A 17,022-nucleotide genomic window follows, 5' to 3' on the forward strand; every position below is an offset into this window, starting at 1 on the left:
AAATTCTTTTCATTAGACTTCTTGCCTAAGTACTTAAACTGTCATGTTGAACTTTGCGAAACATCTCGCGAGATTCTGCGCTACATGACATTCCGCTGGGAATGACATCCATCATTTTTCGACTTTTGTAAGAGTTTTATTCAAAACTCAAAATTCAAAACGTGCTAACGCACCGCTACGCTAACAAAACTCAAAACTCTCTAAAAATTATCCACTACGTCGCAACATGCCATTACCTTCAACAATCTTCATAACGCGATCAACGGGGAGATTGTACATTCTTTGAACAACTCCTGAAGACCAATAAACTTCAATTCGGTCAATGAGGGTATTGTTTTTTAGCCCAAAATGAACACGTTGATGATCTTGACCATATAAGTGCATTCCTCCTCCCTGTTCTCGCACTTGAGTGACACCGCCTGCTGTTAGTAACACTCTAGTACCAATGCCATCGCGGTTAGATGCTATCCCTTGTAAATCAATTTCCACCCAATGGTTTTGATTGCCAAGGTTACGGAAGAGTTGATGTGGAGTTCCTGTATAAGTTTTCTGTGTAGCTCTTAATACAGTACTACCCATAAACAAATCCAAAAAACCATCAACGTTATAATCTGCTACTGCAACACATGGACCAAAGATAGTTTTTGTCATTTGGGTAACAACATGAAATCCTGGATGACGTCCCGCAGCACCACCTGCATTAGGAACAACTCTAAAAGTTCCATTACCTAGATTTTCATACAGAACACTTGGTAAGCTGTAAGACTCATAACCCCGTAAGACGTACAAATCAACATCCATATCGTTATCAAAATCTCCAGCAACAACAGAGTGTGCTAGCAGTGGATTACCAATACCAGATCCTTGCGTGCGATTAACATATTGTTTAGTGGCAGGATTATAAAGAAGTAACACATCTGGTAAATCGAATTGGGATAGATTAAGTTGACTAAAACCAATTCGATTTAAGTTAGACATTGGTTGAGCCGTTTCTATGACTAAATGAACTAACTTATACCGAGGAGAAGAAAGCCGCACTGTCCAAGTCTGAGTAGCTGGTGTATAGCCAATGTATAAGCCAGCATCAACACCAGCAGTATGTGGTTTCATTCCTCTAACTGTTGAATCTTGTGGCGATAGCGAAAATCCCAACTTCCCTGGTTGTCTTCCTTGAGAACCAATGAAGATCTCTGGACGACTTATATCTACTGGTCCTTCTCCTACAGGTGAAGTGCGGAAATCAAATGTGACGTTTCCACTCGTCTTAAAACTGACTCCTACTTCCCGTTGGAAAGCTACTAGCTTCGCCAATGCTAGATTTGCATTTGTCTGATGTACGCTAGGAACGCGAATTAAACGATTTCTAGGTAGAAAAACGTCTGGGTACGAGTCGTTGTTGAAGTCAGCAATGACTGAGTCTGAAGTAAACTGATGAGCGGGTAATCTACCAGTAATATCGCGAAAAGGTAGTGTTGTGGTATCGTATATTTTCTGTGGGTACTTAGCTGCACTATGGATCACTATATCCTGTTTGCCATCACCAGACACATCAGCAAGTTGGGCAAAGTCTGAAGCATGGCTTGTTTGTAAACCAACCGCTGCATTGGCATTGTGAAAAGCACTTTGAAGTCGTCTGAATAAGGTACTGGGTGCTCTTCCATCTGGTCGGATATCATTTAACTGCAAAACATCCAACAGTCCATCTTTATTCCAGTCCAACCACAGCGGTGCGCGACCTCTTCCTAGAGGAAAATCTAAACCCCAAGCCGCCGCTTGCTCTTGTAACTTTCCTTGATTATTAACAAGGAAAAAGTTTTTTTCTTGACCATAGCCAGCCCGTGCCCCTGTCACTACAAATAAATCAGGGTCGCCATCATTATCAAAATCACCCCAAGCTGAACCATGCGAATCACCAGTCACGCCACGTTGGGGCCAAACTTGCGAAATGATGTTTTTGAATTTACCACCGCCCATATTGAGATAAAGACTGGGAAATTTTGCTCCTTTAGGCTCATTTGGGCTTCTGTAGCCATGAGGCGTAATCCATAAATCAGGCTTGCCGTCACTGTTGAAATCTAACCAAGAAACACCGTGAGTTTCATCCTTTGTTGACATAATTCCAGCATTGGCAGTGGAATCCTGAAACTTGATTGTAGAATTTACCTGGTTAGTAAAACTATGGCTAACCTTGGTTGTAAGGCTGAAAACTAGTGTTGCTATGCCAAAGCATAACAGCATTTTTAGCAGTTTATGAAGTCGCACATGCACCCCCTTCCGCTGGACTTGACAGCAGATTGATGTCGTGTTAGAAATAGAATCGGAATTTGATAAATAGCAACGTGTTCCTAGGTAGCAAAGTTTTACCTAAGAGTTGCCTGTAGAGATAGCAGTAAGCCGATCTCAAAAAGGCAGAGAAGTTAAATAGGTAGCAGATATCTACCTTCCCTAAAAACTTAGGGATAATACAGTTTCTAGTTTCTAGGCAAGATAGAGCTAGAAATGCAAAATTTAGATTAAGATAACCAAACTTTTAGTAGGATTTATAGGTTTAAGCTCGAAAGCCCAAACCTTAGCTAATAGAATATAGAAAATCAAACTTATTAGATGCAAATATAGTGTTAATGTAGCATTAACAACTCCTTTACGTTAAGTCAACTTAAATAGTAGACTAGTACCTTAAAGTTAAGATTATGTCAGCATTTATCTCTTAACTTCTCTTAATTGAGTTCAACAGGATTACTCCGGATAGTATAATTGTTATTCATGAGCATAAATAGACCACAGAACATAGCATTTATACTTCCTGGATTAATGCCAAACTTACTAAAAGTCTTATGCAAGTTAATAAACCGTACATATAAAAGATAGAAATATAATTTCTACCTATATATCTCTTGTAAGCCATTTTAAAAGGTAAAATCAACGAACTAAATAGAACTTTACAAAAACAGTATTTAGATACTATTGAGCAAATAGTCACTAAATTTAAACTAAAATATTTGCATCTATCAAAAGTGATAAATAGTATTAGTATGAGATTAAAAAGGCGATCGCTATACTACAGCAATAAAAATGTATCTTCATTTAGTTAAATCTAAGAAGTTGAGTTGAACGCCAACAGCAGACAATTCTACTTGACGACCATGAAGATTATGATGACTGAGACGGATGCTGATATAACTTTGTGGTAAGTAAGGCAAGCGTTCTGCCCATTCAATCGCCGTGATACCCAAATCCACATCAATACCTTCCCAGTAAACTTCTGGGTGCAATGCAGTAACTTCTTCAGGTTCTAGACGATACAAATCTAGGTGATAAAGTGGTAAGCGTCCTTCTGTGTACTCATTAATTAAAGTAAAAGTAGGGCTAACAATTGATTCGGTAATTCCTAATCCTTTACCAATACCTTGAACTAAAGTTGTTTTGCCAGTACCTAAATTGCCTTCTAGTAAAATAACAATTCCAGCCTTTAAATGTTGTCCTAATAAACTACCTAAATGTGCTGTAGCTTCTGTATCTGTTAGGATAAAATCAAAACGATCAACTATCATAAGTTAGCGCGTAACCTCCGTAGATATTATAAAAATAACCACTACTAAATTTGATAATTATTATAAAAGAGCTGGTAGATATAAAACTCCATAGTGTAAGGTTAGCAAGGTCATATTTAATAATACTTGTGCAAGCCAATTAGAAGCTTATCTATGAGCGCGACCATACCATCGTAGTAATACTCGTGCTAATGCTTGGGGATTATGTCGCACCAGTCCTGTTTCCTCATCCTCATCCATCACATTTGCTAACACAATTCGCCTTCCTAAGCGGGCGACAACATCGCGATCTAGAAATACAGGATGAGAGTTTTCTTGTGCGTAGCGTAAAAGGCTTTTTTCTGAGGGAGTTCTTCTATGAACTAAGACTGCGCTAAATAGTTTTTGTCCACACGCAGCATCGATCGCACGAATATGATCGGAGACAGTATAGCCTTGTGTTTCTCCTGGTTGAGTCATCACGTTGCATACATAAATACAAGGAACAGGTGTTTTGCCCCCTTTACAGCGTGCCGCGATCGCCTGCGCAATTTCTGGTACTAATAAATTAGGAATAACGCTTGTATAAAGACTTCCAGGACCAATAATAATATAGTCAGCTTCATGAATCGCTTGAAGTGCTTTAGGTAATGCTGGCGGTTCGGCGGGAGTACAGCCAATTTTGAGAATACAGCCCCCTGCTTTAGTAATATTAGATTCACCTTCAATGCGACGACCATCTGCTAATTCTGCCCATAAACGCACATCACTCAGCGTTGCCGGAAAAACTTGTCCGCGAATAGCAAGTACTTGAGAACTTGCTGCGATTCCCTGTTCTAAATCTCCCGTAATTTCACTCATTGCGGTGAGGAATAAATTGCCAAAACTATGACCAACTAAACCATCACCAGCCCGAAAGCGGTATTGAAAGAGTTCTGTCAAAAGCTTTTCCTCGGAAGCAAGGGCAGCTAAACAGTTGCGAATATCTCCTGGGGGAAGAACCCCAATTTCACGCCGCAACCGTCCTGAAGAACCACCATCATCAGCTACAGTGACAATTGCAGTAATATTTGCACTGTATGCCTTGAGTCCCCGCAGTAACGTTGATAATCCCGTCCCGCCACCAATTGCGACAATTTTCGGTCCACGATGCAAGCGGCGGTGTGTTAACAAGACATCGATGAGTTCTTCATCGCCACCTTCTGGTCTTAGTACTTCAGTAATTGAACCTACTGTGCGGGTTTGTCCCCAGAAGATCAATAAAGCTCCGATGAGCAACACCAAGGGACCGCTAATATAATTAGGAACAACATTAGCGATCGTGCCTACAATGTCCTGCATTAACTGCAAGGCATAAAAAATAGGTGTCAGTTTGACCCAAATTGCCAAACCCAAGCCAACTAACAACACTCCACCAGCGCTTAAAAGTAACCAGCGTTTGACAAATAGCCCAGGCGCTAACCACTTAAACCACTGACCAACTCGATGAGGGGCGCGATGGAATGAATCCTGCTTAATGCTTCGTAAGGTTTTGAAAGGAGCAAACGGCATATGCGACTCTTCAGCAGGGAGATACCAAAATGTATACCAAACCCTTGTTACTTTAGTAGGCGATCTAACTTTGTCAAGTAACTTAACTAGGTGGGGACACTCTCGTGTGGGGTTTCCCTCATTGAGGAGCCAGTGCCATTGCGGGGGGTACCCCTCGTTGTAGCAACTGGCGTAGAAGTGTCTAGTGAATTTATAGCTCTAATTTAAGATTAGAGAACTCATAATTTTATGTATTTTCATGTAATATCGATGGAATTCACCGTATTTGACTAGTACTTTGTCATTAAAGTTGCATCTACTTTTACACAATTTGGGTACTAGGTGTTAATAACAACCTGGCGATCAGGAAATCAATATGGAAAAGCGAATTTTAGGAATAGATCCTGGTCTAGCTATTTTGGGATTCGGCACAATTAGCGCAACTTTGCAGCGATTTAATGCCTCTGGGGCGATCGCACCCAAAGCTACCAACTCAGAAGTCATCACCAAACGAGAATTAACATTACTTGATTTTGGCGTCATTCAAACTTCAGCCAATGTTGAGATGGGAAAGCGGCTGTGTACGATTTACGAAGACTTAAATACTTTACTGGAACAGTCACAACCTGACTTAGTTGCTATTGAAAAGCTGTTTTTCTACCGAATGGCAAGTACGATTAGTGTAGCTCAAGCTCGTGGTGTGATTATGCTGGTGCTAGCACAGCACGATATCCCTTTTGTTGAGTTTACGCCAGCCCAAATTAAACAAGCACTCACTGGCTGGGGTAATGCCAAGAAATACGAAGTCCAACAAGCGGTCGCCCAAGAGTTAGATTTAGATTATATTCCACGTCCTGATGATGCCGCAGATGCGCTTGCTGTTGCCCTAACAGCGTGGTACAGCAGAGGTCAGGGATCAGAGGTTTGGGATCAGGGTTAAAATAGAGTATTGCTGTATCAGTTATCATCCTATATTGGCTTTACGGTTGTTATGTATGGGTGAGCAGAGTGAGTCTTTCTAATTCATTACCCATGACCCATTACTAATCTTTAGTGAGTATCAAGTTTGCGTAGAATTGGCACAGCATAACCAATGCAACCAGCTAACAACATACACACTGCACACAGCACATACAAAAATGCTATTCCAGATCCGGCACTAGTACCGAAAATTGGTTCTAAGTAACGCGCGATCAAATGTTCAGATTGCATCGCAGGTTCAAATACTTTATCCGCCAAGGGACCTGCAAGTAAAACTGCGATCGCTGAAATAACCTGCAAAGCCAAAGACTGTGCTGCAAATACTTTTCCTTGAATGGCTGGCTCGACTTTTGTCATCCAAATTGCGGTATCGCAACTATCCAAAATCGGAAAATTTAAGGAGGAGCAAAACTGTGCAGGTAGCCAAACTTGCGCTCCTCGCCCTAAGCCAAACACAATTTTACTAATTCCTGCCCCCATCATGCCGCGCAAGACACCATCAATTCGTTGGCGCGGTCCTCCCCATGTACTAATTAACAATGCGCCTGTAACGCCGCCAAGCCCTGCAGCAACGGCTGTACTTCCAAGGATACGAGCATTGTTTTGCGTTCGCGAAAGAATCAGTGGCAAATAAAGCGAATCACCAATATCGTGCGGTAGCCAGAACAACAAGTTAATCATCAACAAGGCAAGTAAGCCGCGATGGTTGAGAATGTAGCGCATCCCAAATTGCAATTCTTGCCATTGTGTAAGAGAGACAGATTTAGAGTTGTGACTCGGTTGGGGAATGGCGACAAACAGAACAGTTGCGATCGCGACACTAAAAGTGATGATATCGATAAGTGCAATTCCAGCGATGCCGATCGCATAATACAAAAATCCGGCTAGAGGTGGAGCGATAATTTGCGAAACTCGACCGGATAATGCTCGCATTCCACTGACGCGGATATATTGCTGTTGTGGCACCATCAAGGTAATTGAAGCGGAATAAGCGAGTTCTTGTACTTGTTGAAATGCTCCGGCGATCGCACCAATCAGATATAACTCTGCCAGATGTGCAAATTCGCACTTGTGTAAAGCAGCAAAAATGCAACTGTTGTCAGTACTGTAACCGTATCGCCAACGATCATTAAATACTTCCGCCGCCAGCGGTCGACGATTACACCTGCGATCGGAAAAATGAGGATACTTGGTAGTAAAGTAAAGAAACTCCACAGCGTGAGTGTTGTTGCTTGTTGTGTTTGCTCCCACACCCAAATTTCAATCGCAAAGCCTGTCATAATGCTGCCAATTGTTGAGACAAGTTGACCTAGCCAAATAATGATAAAGATACGCACGTTACACTCAATTAGCAATTAGCAAGAACTGCCTATTGCCCTTTTTTGGTAAAATAGAAGCGTGTTTTGAGGGTTGCATTCATGTCTCAATCTGCTACCCCAGAGTCTTTGTTGACGGATATTGACATGGCGCTTTCGTCTGCGGAGGACACCTCTGCATTATTAGCTGACGATATCGCAGACATTGAATTTCCTCCTAGTGATTTATTAAGTGATGAACCGCCCTTGGAAACAGATTTTCATCGCGATCAAATTGATTTATTAATTCGTCTACTCAAATGGTGGTGGCGTGAACGAGAAGACTTTTATGTTTCTGGCAACTTGACGATTTACTATAATGAACGACAACTCAAATCGCGTGACTTCCGAGGACCTGACTTTTTTGTCGTCTTGGGTACGCAAAAAAAAGACCGTAAAAGTTGGATAGTGTGGCATGAAGAGGGTCAATATCCTAATGTGATTGTCGAGATTTTGTCGGATAAGACAGCAGTTGTTGATAAAGGTTTGAAAAAACAGCTTTATCAAGATACGTTTCGCACGCCAGAGTATTTTTGGTTTGATCCGGTGAGTTTAGGATTTAAAGGATTTCATCTGCAAAACGGTCAGTATGAAGAAATCGCACCCACACAAGAGGGTAGATTATGGAGTCGGCAACTAGAGCTATACTTGGGTGTGCATGAGCGTAAATTGCGCTTGTTTACAGCGGATAACATCTTGATTCCTTCACCAGAGGAGCGAGTCGAGGAAATGGAGCAGACAATCGAGCGCTTACGAGAACAGTTGCGATCGCAAGGTATTGAACCTGAAAGTTAAGTTTTGCCAACAAGTGGTAACAACAATTCGGGCAACTGTTGCAAAATCAACTCATCAGTAATTGGTCCGCGAATATTACTTCCCCAAAGCTGATAATCAACAAAAAATATGCGGTTTTCTTGAAAAGTTTTCATCGTTTTTAAAAGTGGATGCTGACTCCATGCTTGCTTTAACTCCTTTTCTGGGTTGTATAAACCTTCTGTCCAGCCAATAACAAAAATTAAATCTGTATCAATCGTGGGTAAAACTTCAAGCGAAATCTGCGCCCATGTATCGGGTGTCGTTGGTATAGGATTAACAATTTCAAATCCGATCGCATTCATTAATTCCCCTGCGGTACTATCAGGCGCGACTGAAACTTGACTTGCTAATTGATTCGTACTAATCACAAGAACGCGAGGGTACGCCGCAACCACAGGAGCTAATTTTTCACGCGCAGTTGCTAACTGTTGGGGAAATGCTGCAAGTAATTTTTTTGCAGCAGCTTCACGATCGAGTGCTTGAGCAATTCCTGTGATATCGTTTGTCCAATGCTGATTCTCACCTTTCGTATCGTCAAAAAGAAGCGTTGGGGCAATTTTTGAGAAAAGTTGGTATCGATCTTGATGCAACCAACTTTCGCCGATAATGACATCAGGTTTGAGTTGCACCAAAGTCTCTAAAGATGGGTTTTGGCGATCGCCTAAATTAACTGGTTGTGTTGTCATACGATTTCCTAAATGAGGAATTTGTGTTGCTGGGTTGTCAAAACGCGGTAAATTTAATCGCACCGTCTCAGCATACGCCGCAGGTTGCACGCCCAAAGCCAAAATACTATCTAAAATATGCGGACTCAGCGCCGCAACTTTTTCAGGTTGACCACAAACTTGCGTTTCACCCATTTCGTGTTTTACTAAGCGACATCCTGATGATGCAACTGAAACTGCACTTGGTGGCGATTGACTACTACAAGCTGTAATGAACAGGAATGCTAGCAATCCTAAAAACCAAGATTTGATGCGGTATTTACTCATTGGTAATTGGTAACTGGTGATTGGTAATTGGTAATTGAAAAGAAGCCCTATTCCCTATTACCCATTACCGATTCCTCACATCAAAACTCAAAGAAAATACTACCAACAATATTCAATGGCGCACCTGGATATACAATGTCATAGCCTTGCGCGGTTTGGTAATACTCGGTATCAAATAAGTTTTGAACGTTAATTTGCGCCCGCCAGTTGTCGCGTCGGTAAAATAAAGCGATATCTGTACGCAAGTAGCTTGGTAGTCTAAAGTTAGGAGGATCGAAAGCTACTGAACCTGGGCGATCGCCTACATAAAGCAACCCTAATCCAAATCCTAACCCTTGAAGATTACCATTTTGGATTTCGTAAGTTGTCCATAAACTTGCGGTATTTTCGGCGACATTGGCAAGCCGACTACCAACGGGTAACTCGTTATCTTCTGTCACTTCGGCATCGGTGTAAGCATACGCAGCAATGACATTCCAACCTGGTAAAATTTCACCTGCAACATTGAGTTCAATTCCCTGGCTGCGCTGTTCGCCCACCTGAATCGAAAAGTCTGGATCGTTGAGATCGGTAGTTAGCACATTAGTTTTTGTTAAATGATACGCAGCAAGTGTTGCAGAGAGATTAGTCGCTAAATCAGCTTTAATTCCTACCTCGTATTGTGTTCCGCGTTCAGGCTCAAAGGTAGAATTATCCGCAGCCCGACCAATTACAGGCAAAAATGAGCGACTAAAACTTGCATAAAGCGAAATCGGTTCGATGGGTTGATAGACAATACCAACACGCGGACTAAATGCAGTGTCTGACTGCGAGTTACTCGCGTCATCGAGAATGATCGTTTGATTTTGTTCGGTAAAGTCGAAACGTCCACCAACGAGTAGTTTTAAGTTATCGAGTAACGCGATTTGATCTTGAAGATAAAACCCTAAAGCATTGGTGCGCGTCACGGCGCTGTATCTTGGTTCAAGTTCAGTTGGAACGTCGATATCGTATACGGGGTTGAAAATATCGAGTAGTGGTAAACTGACAGCTTGTGATTTATAGCTGTCTGTAACGCGGTTTAAATCGAAACCTACGAGTAGTTGATGCTCAATTGTACCTGTGGCGAAGTTACCGATGATGTCGGTTTGGAAACCGTAGTTTTCTGTAATAGCATCATCATCTCTCAGTTCTCTAGAAATAAACTGATCGTCAATCAATCCGCCATCGAGATCGGAACGCGCCCCTCCCTGTTCAACGGAACTGATCGATAATGCATTACGTATTCGCCAATTGTCACTAAACTGATGCTCAAACGTTAATCCACCGCGATAAACTTCTGTCGCAAAGTCATCTAACTGCGGATAACCTAAAAATCGGTTAATTGGTAGTACAAATGAGCCATCGCTGAGTGTCACTATCCCGCGATCAAATACTGGATCGTCATATAAATACTCAAAATCAAATGTTAGGGAAGTGCGATCGCTAATATTCCATTGCAAAACTGGCGCGATAAACCATCTTTCGGTATTAACTTGATCGCGGAAACTTCCAGAGTTTTCATACGCCACGTTCAAGCGATACAATACGCTATTGTCATCGGTTAGTGGACCCGAAAGATCGATTGTCGGTCGATAAAAGCTAAATTGTCCAGCTTGGAGATTTACCGAAGAATACGGTGACTCTAGAGGTTGCTTGGTAACGATATTAACAATTCCTCCTGGCTGCACTTGACCGTATAACACCGAGGCGGGACCGCGTAAAATCTCAGTTTGGGCAACGTTTGCCGTTTCCGGAATTGAGTAAAAATTGCTAACTCGAAACCCGTTTCTAAATGTAATATCTTGCGAGAAACCACGGATAATTAAAGATCCGGCTCCGGTGTTGCCATAGTTACCATCTAATGTCGCACCAGCAAAATTTTGTACCGCCTCGAGCAGTCCAACTGTACCGCGATCTTCTAGCGTTTGTTCGGGAATAACCTGAATTGAAGCAGGAATATCACGCAATGGCGTCTCGATTCTCGTTGCAGTAGCAGCTTGTGAGGGGTTATAGCCTTCTTGTTCGCCAGTGACGACAATTTCAATCTCTTCATCGGCTAATGTGTCACTGCCTGGAGTCACACTGAGAGTAAACTGTGGTGTAGTGGTAACTTCAACTACTGGTGGTGCGTCTAAACCAACAATTTCTACTCGCACCAAATTCCCAACACGAGTTACACTCACAAGCGCAATGTCTTCAGTTGGGTTAACTTGCCGAAATTCTCCGCCATCAGGTAACGCTAATACCGCATTGGGAATATCGACAATCAGTGTATTATCTGCAACTGATGTTGTAGGCGAAGGTAGTTGCCCTATTGAGTCAAAAATAACTTCGATTCCAGCCGCAGTAGGATTTATGCGTATTCCTGTCACTTGCGCCGCAGCGAGATTCTGCGTTACGTATTTGGCTGCATCTGATGCGATCGCCACATCAATCCCCGCCGGAATGCTCAACGCGATCGCCATACTTGTAACTAGAATTGACAAAACTTCTTTTTTATGCATTCCTTCGCACCACATCGTAACCACAGCAAAAATCTGCCGCCTCTAGTTGCACTACTGAGGGGCTTTGCTGCGATCGCTGTCAAATTTTCAGATTAGATTGAGAAAACTTGTTAATAAGATTACAGCTAATCGAGTGCAATGTTACAACTGACACCCAACCACAAACGGATTTTTTTGAGTACCTAAACGGATCTTTTGCCTCGAATTGCATTCCTGTACAGCAGGGCGAATAAATTCGCCGCTATATAAACGAAGTCCACGGAGGTGGACTTATTTATCAAATTCTTACTTTAGTGTGCGGAGGCACACTTTGTTTGAGTAGCCCCAACTTCAGTCGTAGGGCATCTCGGTTTAGAGGTAATTTTTTTGATATGGCAGGCTACACATAAAATTTTATCAGGAGTTTCAGCTATCGTTTCCCTGTGCGATATGCTTGCGGGCTAACACCAAATCTTTGCTTGAAGGCGATCGCAAAGCGTCTAGAGTTGGTATAACCCACTTTTTGTCCTATCTCCTTAACACTCAGTTGATTGCATTCGAGAAGCGATCGCGCTTGTTCCATGCGGTAACTATGCAAATATCCAAATGCAGTTGTGCCAAATAGTTGGCGAAAACCGAGTTTCAGTTTGTAGTCATTTAAACCAACTTGTCGCGCTAAATTGACAAGTGAAGGTGGATTATCTGCATGATTGAGAAGAATATCTTTCGCGTGATAAATTCGTTCGATATCGTCTGGGTTCAAACGCTTGCAATCTGATTTAGTATTATCTGCGATCGCTTGCTCTAGTCTTAAGGCAACAAGTTCTAGAACTTTGCTTTCGAGATAGATTGCTCGTGTCAAACCTTGATAAGGACAATTGAAAATTTGATGCAACACGACTTGCATTGTGGGCGTGGTTGTATTGACTTGAAAGTAACTTTGTTGCTGCGCGATCGCCCGACTGATCGAAACTGAACGTTCCGCTAAATCGACAACGATTGAATCATAAAGCGGTTGATTGATGTGAACATCAAGCTTTAAGATCTGTTGTCCTGCTTGCCATTCTACAAAGCCTCCTGCACTCCAACCAACCTCCAAAAAGTTTTGCCCACTATAAACTTGCTCGTTTGTATTATTACCACAAATCATAAAACTAAACTCTGAGCAGTGCGACTCATTTGGTAAATTAGGGACTCGCGTGTCTACAATCAGATTTTCCTGTAGCGTATAGTTATCGATTAGAAGATTTAATCCAGGACGCAAGTCTTGCGATCGCCGATACCCTTGGCTTTGTCCTGCGGGGTCGTGTACTAGAATTTCGTAGTTTTGTGACGAGTTATCTTGCTGCTGGTTGAGGAATTCGGGAACGGAAAGGATCAGGGTCATTGCGCTGTTTTTAATGAAAAATAATATCATTAAACGCAAACAAATAATGGGTAATCAGTACCCCAATTACCCATTACCAATTACCCATTACCAATTACCCATCACTTTTTCCAACACTTGCAATGCAGTATCAATCTCTTGTGCTGAGACAATTAATGGTGGGACAAAGCGGATCACTTTTGGTCCTGCGGGAACGAGTAGCAAACCTTTGGCGATCGCCGCTTTGACAACATCCGCAGAAGTGAGAGAACTATCAGCTTTCAATTCCATACCATTGATTAGACCCCAGCCGCGCACCTCGGCGATGTGTTCGGGATATTTAGCTGCGATCGCACTCAAACCTGCGCGGAGTTGTTCGCCGCGTTGCTGGACATTTTCTAAGATATTTTCGCGTTCTAACGTTTCGCAGACACTAAGCGCAGTAGCACACGCAAACGGATTACCACCAAATGTACTTGCATGATCTCCAGGTTGAAACAAATTGCAGAACGCTTTACACATCACTGCACCAATCGGGATACCACCACCTAAGCCTTTCGCACTCGTAAAGATATCTGGCTCAATACCAAGGTTTTCATAGCCCCAGTATTTACCACTGCGTCCCATCCCGACTTGTACTTCATCAAGGATTAACAAAATCCCTGTTTCGTCGCACATCCGGCGAATTTCCTGGAAATAAGCTTTGTCACCAGGACGCACACCGCCTTCACCTTGGAGAGGTTCGAGCAAAATTGCAGCGACAGCGCGATCGCCCTCATCAAGTTCAGAAATCGCAGCTGCGATTGCCTTAATATCGTTATACGGTACATAATGAAAACCAGGTACAAGTGGGCTAAAGTCTTTTTGATACTTTGGTTGTCCTGTCGCGGTAATTGTTGCGAGTGTCCGCCCGTGAAAACTCGCGTGTGCGGTTAAAATAATCGGCTGATCGATTTTTAATACTTGATGCGCGTATTTCCGTGCTAGTTTAATTGCACCTTCGTTCGCTTCTGCACCAGAATTGCAGAAAAAGACGCGATCGGCACACGAATGCTCAATTAGCCATTTAGCAAGTTGTGCTTGTTCAGGGATGTAGTACAAGTTAGAAACATGATGCAGCTTTTGAATTTGCTGTGTCACAGTTTCCACCATCGCAGGGTGTGCGTGTCCTAAAGTGCAAGTTGCGATTCCTGCAACAAAATCAAGATACTCTTTACCTTGAGTATCCCAAACACGACAGCCCGATCCGCGTTCTAAAGCTAGAGGAAACCGTCCATAAGTTGTCATCACACTTTGATCGAAGCCAGCAGCATCGTATGGATCGGATAATACTGCTCCTGCTTCGGCTGGTATTGCTGGATCTTGAATAAGTGTTTCTATACTCACTCGTTACTCCTCAAAAATTTTTAATTATTTGCTAGCTTAATCAAATTCTGCAAAATCTTTTGTCGCATCTGAATCAGATTGTAAAGGGTAGTAGGGTAGTAGGGTAGGCGGGTAGATGGGTAGATGGGTAGTAGTAGTGAACAATAGCAATTAAATCTCTCACTCTCTAGAAACTCGCCCACACTCCCACACTCCTACTTCTTCACTAATCACTCTTCTACTAGCCACTACAGAGGCAAGGTCAAGAATTTTAAGATACTATTTATCGATAATAATAGCTTTGTGGGAATGCTTGACTAACAATTATCTACCGATTCAGGAAACTACTTTGCAGCCTCCAGGCAATTTTGCTGAGTTAGTTATTGGGCTAATTATTCTGTTGTTAGTTGCCACAGGCGTTGCTTTATTGTCGCGTCGATTTCGAGTTCCTTATGTTACTGGCTTAGTTTTAGCCGGACTCGTATTTACTGAAATTTTACCGCGCCAGTTTGGTTTAGATCCGGCTTTAGTTTTAAATCTTTTCTTGCCGATTCTCATTTTTGAAGCGGGAATCAACACTGACATTAGTCGCTTACGCAGCACATTCAAGGCGATCGCACTTTTGGCAGGTCCAGGGGCGATGATGGCTACAGGGATAATTGCCATTTTATTGAAATTTGGGCTGGGATTAGCTTGGATACCAGCTTTACTTGCGGGAGTATTTTTAGCAAACACTGATACAGTGTCTGTTTTAGCTGTATTTAAAGAAATTCCTGTACCTTCCCGTTTGTCAACGATTGTGGAAGGAGAAACGCTATTCAACGATGCGGTAGCGTTGGTTTTGTTCAACTTAATTTTGAATGTCTATTCTACTGGTTCATTTACTTTTTTGGGAGGACTTCAAGAATTAGTCGTTGTTTCCGTAGGCGGTACTGTTGTCGGATTAATCTTGGGATACCTCAGTGTCGGTTTATTTAAGCGTTTAGACGATCCTCTCAGTAGTATCTTACTCACCGTTGCTATTGCTTTAGGAACGTTTCAAGCTGGGCAATTTTTAAATGTATCGGGGGCTGTAGCTGTAGTTGTTGCGGGATTGATTTTTGGCAATATTGGGCTTTCGCGTAATATTTCAGCTTCTAGCCGCATCACTTTGTTGAGTTTTTGGGAATATGCAGGTTTTGGAGTTAACACGTTTATTTTTCTATTGATTGGTGTAGAAATTAACCTGACAATTTTTTGGCAAACGCTACCTGGTGTGCTTCTAGCAGTTTTAGCTTTTCAAGCTGGACGACTGCTAACGGTTTATCCGTTATTGGCAATTGTTAAATGGTTTGATCGTCCAGTACCGATACGTTGGCAACACGTATTATTTTTCGGCAATATTAAGGGTTCGCTTTCGATGGCGCTTCCTCTTAGTTTACCGCTCGCATTGGCAGGACGCGAGCAATTAATTGCTTTGGTATTTGGTGCTGTTTTTTTATCATTGGTAGTTCAAGCAACAAGTTTACCCTGGATCGTCAAACGGTTAAAAATTGCTCAGGTTTCCTCTTCTCAACAGCAAGTCGAGGAGTTACAAGCCCAACTTATGACTGCTAAAGCTGCGCAAGATGAGTTAGAAACTTTACTCAAGGGAGGAGTTTTACCCAAGGCTATCTATGAAGAACTACGCGCGGCGTATCAGGTGCGAGTCGCTGGCGCAGAAAAAGCTTTGCGAAACTTGTATAACCGCCGTCCCGATCAGTTCGCAATTACTGGTAACGACCATACTAAACTCGATGCGATTCGACGCCGCTTGCTTTTAGCAGAAAAGGGAACGTTGAACGAAGCATTGCGCAAACGCATTCTCTCAGAGGAAGTTGTGCGAGAACGGCTGAAAGTGATTGACGAACAGTTGCTGCGACTTGAAGATGATTAAGATGGTAGTTGGGTTATTGAGTATTAAAGAGCAATAATCATCAAATCTCTCCCACACTCCCACACTCCCACTAGCCACTAAGAAGGAGCTGACGAGCAAGTATAGTTAGTTTGATTTTGAATTACTTTAGCGGGACTAATATAAGAAATTCCCTGCTGGAAGCCAGTCCCGATCATTACTGCTTCAATTATTGGTTCAGAAACATCTGTTTGAGCTACCCAATCGACAATAAAGTTTGCGCCTAAACCTCCAGTATTGTCAGATGTACTAATGAAAAAATCGGTAGAAGCTAAGGCGGCAAGTTGAATAGGATTCTCTAAATACTGCTGCACTAATTGACCCTCCGAATCATAGTAGCGTACGCAGGTAATAATAATTGGGTTAGCTAAATCAGTATTGCGAATACTCAGAGTCGTTGCTAAATTGAAAAGTCGTTTTTGATCGTCATGATAGATGTACGAATATACTGGGACATAAAGCGTTTGACCAGTCACTATTTTAGAATTTTCATCTAAAATTACCTGTTGTGCTTGATTGGCGGGGGTTTGATCGCCTTGTCCCTGTGGTGTTGTAGGTGGGGTACACGCACTCAGCACAATTATGGCGGTGATTGCGCATAGCGCAGCGCTGGGAGCGATCGCCAAAAAACGAGATATTGTCTCAGACAT

The 17,022-nt window shown here is 42.4% G+C and carries 11 protein-coding genes and 1 pseudogene; 3 read left to right on the plus strand and 9 right to left on the minus strand.

What is annotated here, in order from left to right; genetic code table 11:
* Nucleotides 1-207: 207 nt before the first annotated feature.
* From CSQ79_RS10510 to CSQ79_RS10520, 3 genes are all read right to left on the minus strand, one after another.
* On the minus strand, nt 208-2,115 hold the full coding sequence (locus CSQ79_RS10510) for a CRTAC1 family protein (RefSeq protein ID WP_289501012.1): 1,908 nt from the start codon (nt 2,113-2,115) through the stop codon (nt 208-210).
* Between the two features lie 965 nt (nt 2,116-3,080).
* Nucleotides 3,081-3,551 carry a tRNA (adenosine(37)-N6)-threonylcarbamoyltransferase complex ATPase subunit type 1 TsaE gene (tsaE, locus tag CSQ79_RS10515; protein WP_099701137.1) on the minus strand — a complete coding sequence of 157 codons (471 nt, stop codon included), beginning with the start codon at nt 3,549-3,551 and terminating at the stop codon, nt 3,081-3,083.
* A 147-nt stretch (nt 3,552-3,698) separates the two neighbouring features.
* Entirely contained in the window at nt 3,699-5,081 is a 1,383-nt protein-coding gene (locus CSQ79_RS10520) for a gluconeogenesis factor YvcK family protein (protein ID WP_099701138.1), read from the minus strand.
* Nucleotides 5,082-5,436: 355 nt separating this feature from the next.
* Between CSQ79_RS10520 and ruvC the strand changes: the two genes are divergently transcribed.
* Nucleotides 5,437-6,000, plus strand: coding sequence for a crossover junction endodeoxyribonuclease RuvC (gene ruvC, locus CSQ79_RS10525; RefSeq protein WP_099701139.1), 564 nt, complete (start codon nt 5,437-5,439; stop codon nt 5,998-6,000).
* 110 nt (nt 6,001-6,110) lie between these two features.
* Here ruvC and CSQ79_RS10530 read toward each other — a convergent pair.
* Nucleotides 6,111-7,378 (minus strand): annotated as a pseudogene (locus CSQ79_RS10530) (MFS transporter).
* 126 nt (nt 7,379-7,504) lie between these two features.
* On the opposite strand from CSQ79_RS10530, the gene CSQ79_RS10535 reads away from it, so the two are divergent.
* Complete coding sequence (locus tag CSQ79_RS10535; protein WP_289501060.1) at nt 7,505-8,191, plus strand: Uma2 family endonuclease; 687 nt, start codon at nt 7,505-7,507, stop codon at nt 8,189-8,191.
* Here the strand turns inward: CSQ79_RS10535 and CSQ79_RS10540 are convergent.
* The 4 genes from CSQ79_RS10540 to CSQ79_RS10555 all read right to left on the minus strand — a co-directional run bounded on the left by CSQ79_RS10540 (nt 8,188) and on the right by CSQ79_RS10555 (nt 14,460).
* Nucleotides 8,188-9,204: an ABC transporter substrate-binding protein gene (locus CSQ79_RS10540; protein ID WP_099701141.1), complete on the minus strand. Its 1,017-nt coding sequence runs from the start codon at nt 9,202-9,204 to the stop codon at nt 8,188-8,190. The genes CSQ79_RS10535 and CSQ79_RS10540 overlap by 4 nt on opposite strands.
* Before the next feature lie 80 nt (nt 9,205-9,284).
* Entirely contained in the window at nt 9,285-11,729 is a 2,445-nt protein-coding gene (locus CSQ79_RS10545; protein ID WP_099701349.1) for a TonB-dependent siderophore receptor, read from the minus strand.
* Nucleotides 11,730-12,138: 409 nt separating this feature from the next.
* A complete protein-coding gene (locus tag CSQ79_RS10550; protein WP_099701142.1) occupies nt 12,139-13,095 on the minus strand; it encodes an AraC family transcriptional regulator in 957 nt (318 codons plus the stop codon).
* An 87-nt stretch (nt 13,096-13,182) separates the two neighbouring features.
* Nucleotides 13,183-14,460 (minus strand): aspartate aminotransferase family protein, encoded by a 1,278-nt coding sequence (locus tag CSQ79_RS10555; protein ID WP_099701143.1) that lies wholly within the window; start codon nt 14,458-14,460, stop codon nt 13,183-13,185.
* A 328-nt stretch (nt 14,461-14,788) separates the two neighbouring features.
* On the opposite strand from CSQ79_RS10555, the gene CSQ79_RS10560 reads away from it, so the two are divergent.
* A complete protein-coding gene (locus CSQ79_RS10560) occupies nt 14,789-16,354 on the plus strand; it encodes a cation:proton antiporter (protein WP_099701350.1) in 1,566 nt (521 codons plus the stop codon).
* 77 nt (nt 16,355-16,431) lie between these two features.
* Here the strand turns inward: CSQ79_RS10560 and CSQ79_RS10565 are convergent, their stop codons facing one another.
* Nucleotides 16,432-17,022 carry a DUF3124 domain-containing protein gene (locus CSQ79_RS10565; RefSeq protein WP_099701144.1) on the minus strand — a complete coding sequence of 197 codons (591 nt, stop codon included), beginning with the start codon at nt 17,020-17,022 and terminating at the stop codon, nt 16,432-16,434.

It is taken from the genome of Gloeocapsopsis sp. IPPAS B-1203 (assembly GCF_002749975.1).
Classification (GTDB): Bacteria; Cyanobacteriota; Cyanobacteriia; order Cyanobacteriales; family Chroococcidiopsidaceae; genus Gloeocapsopsis.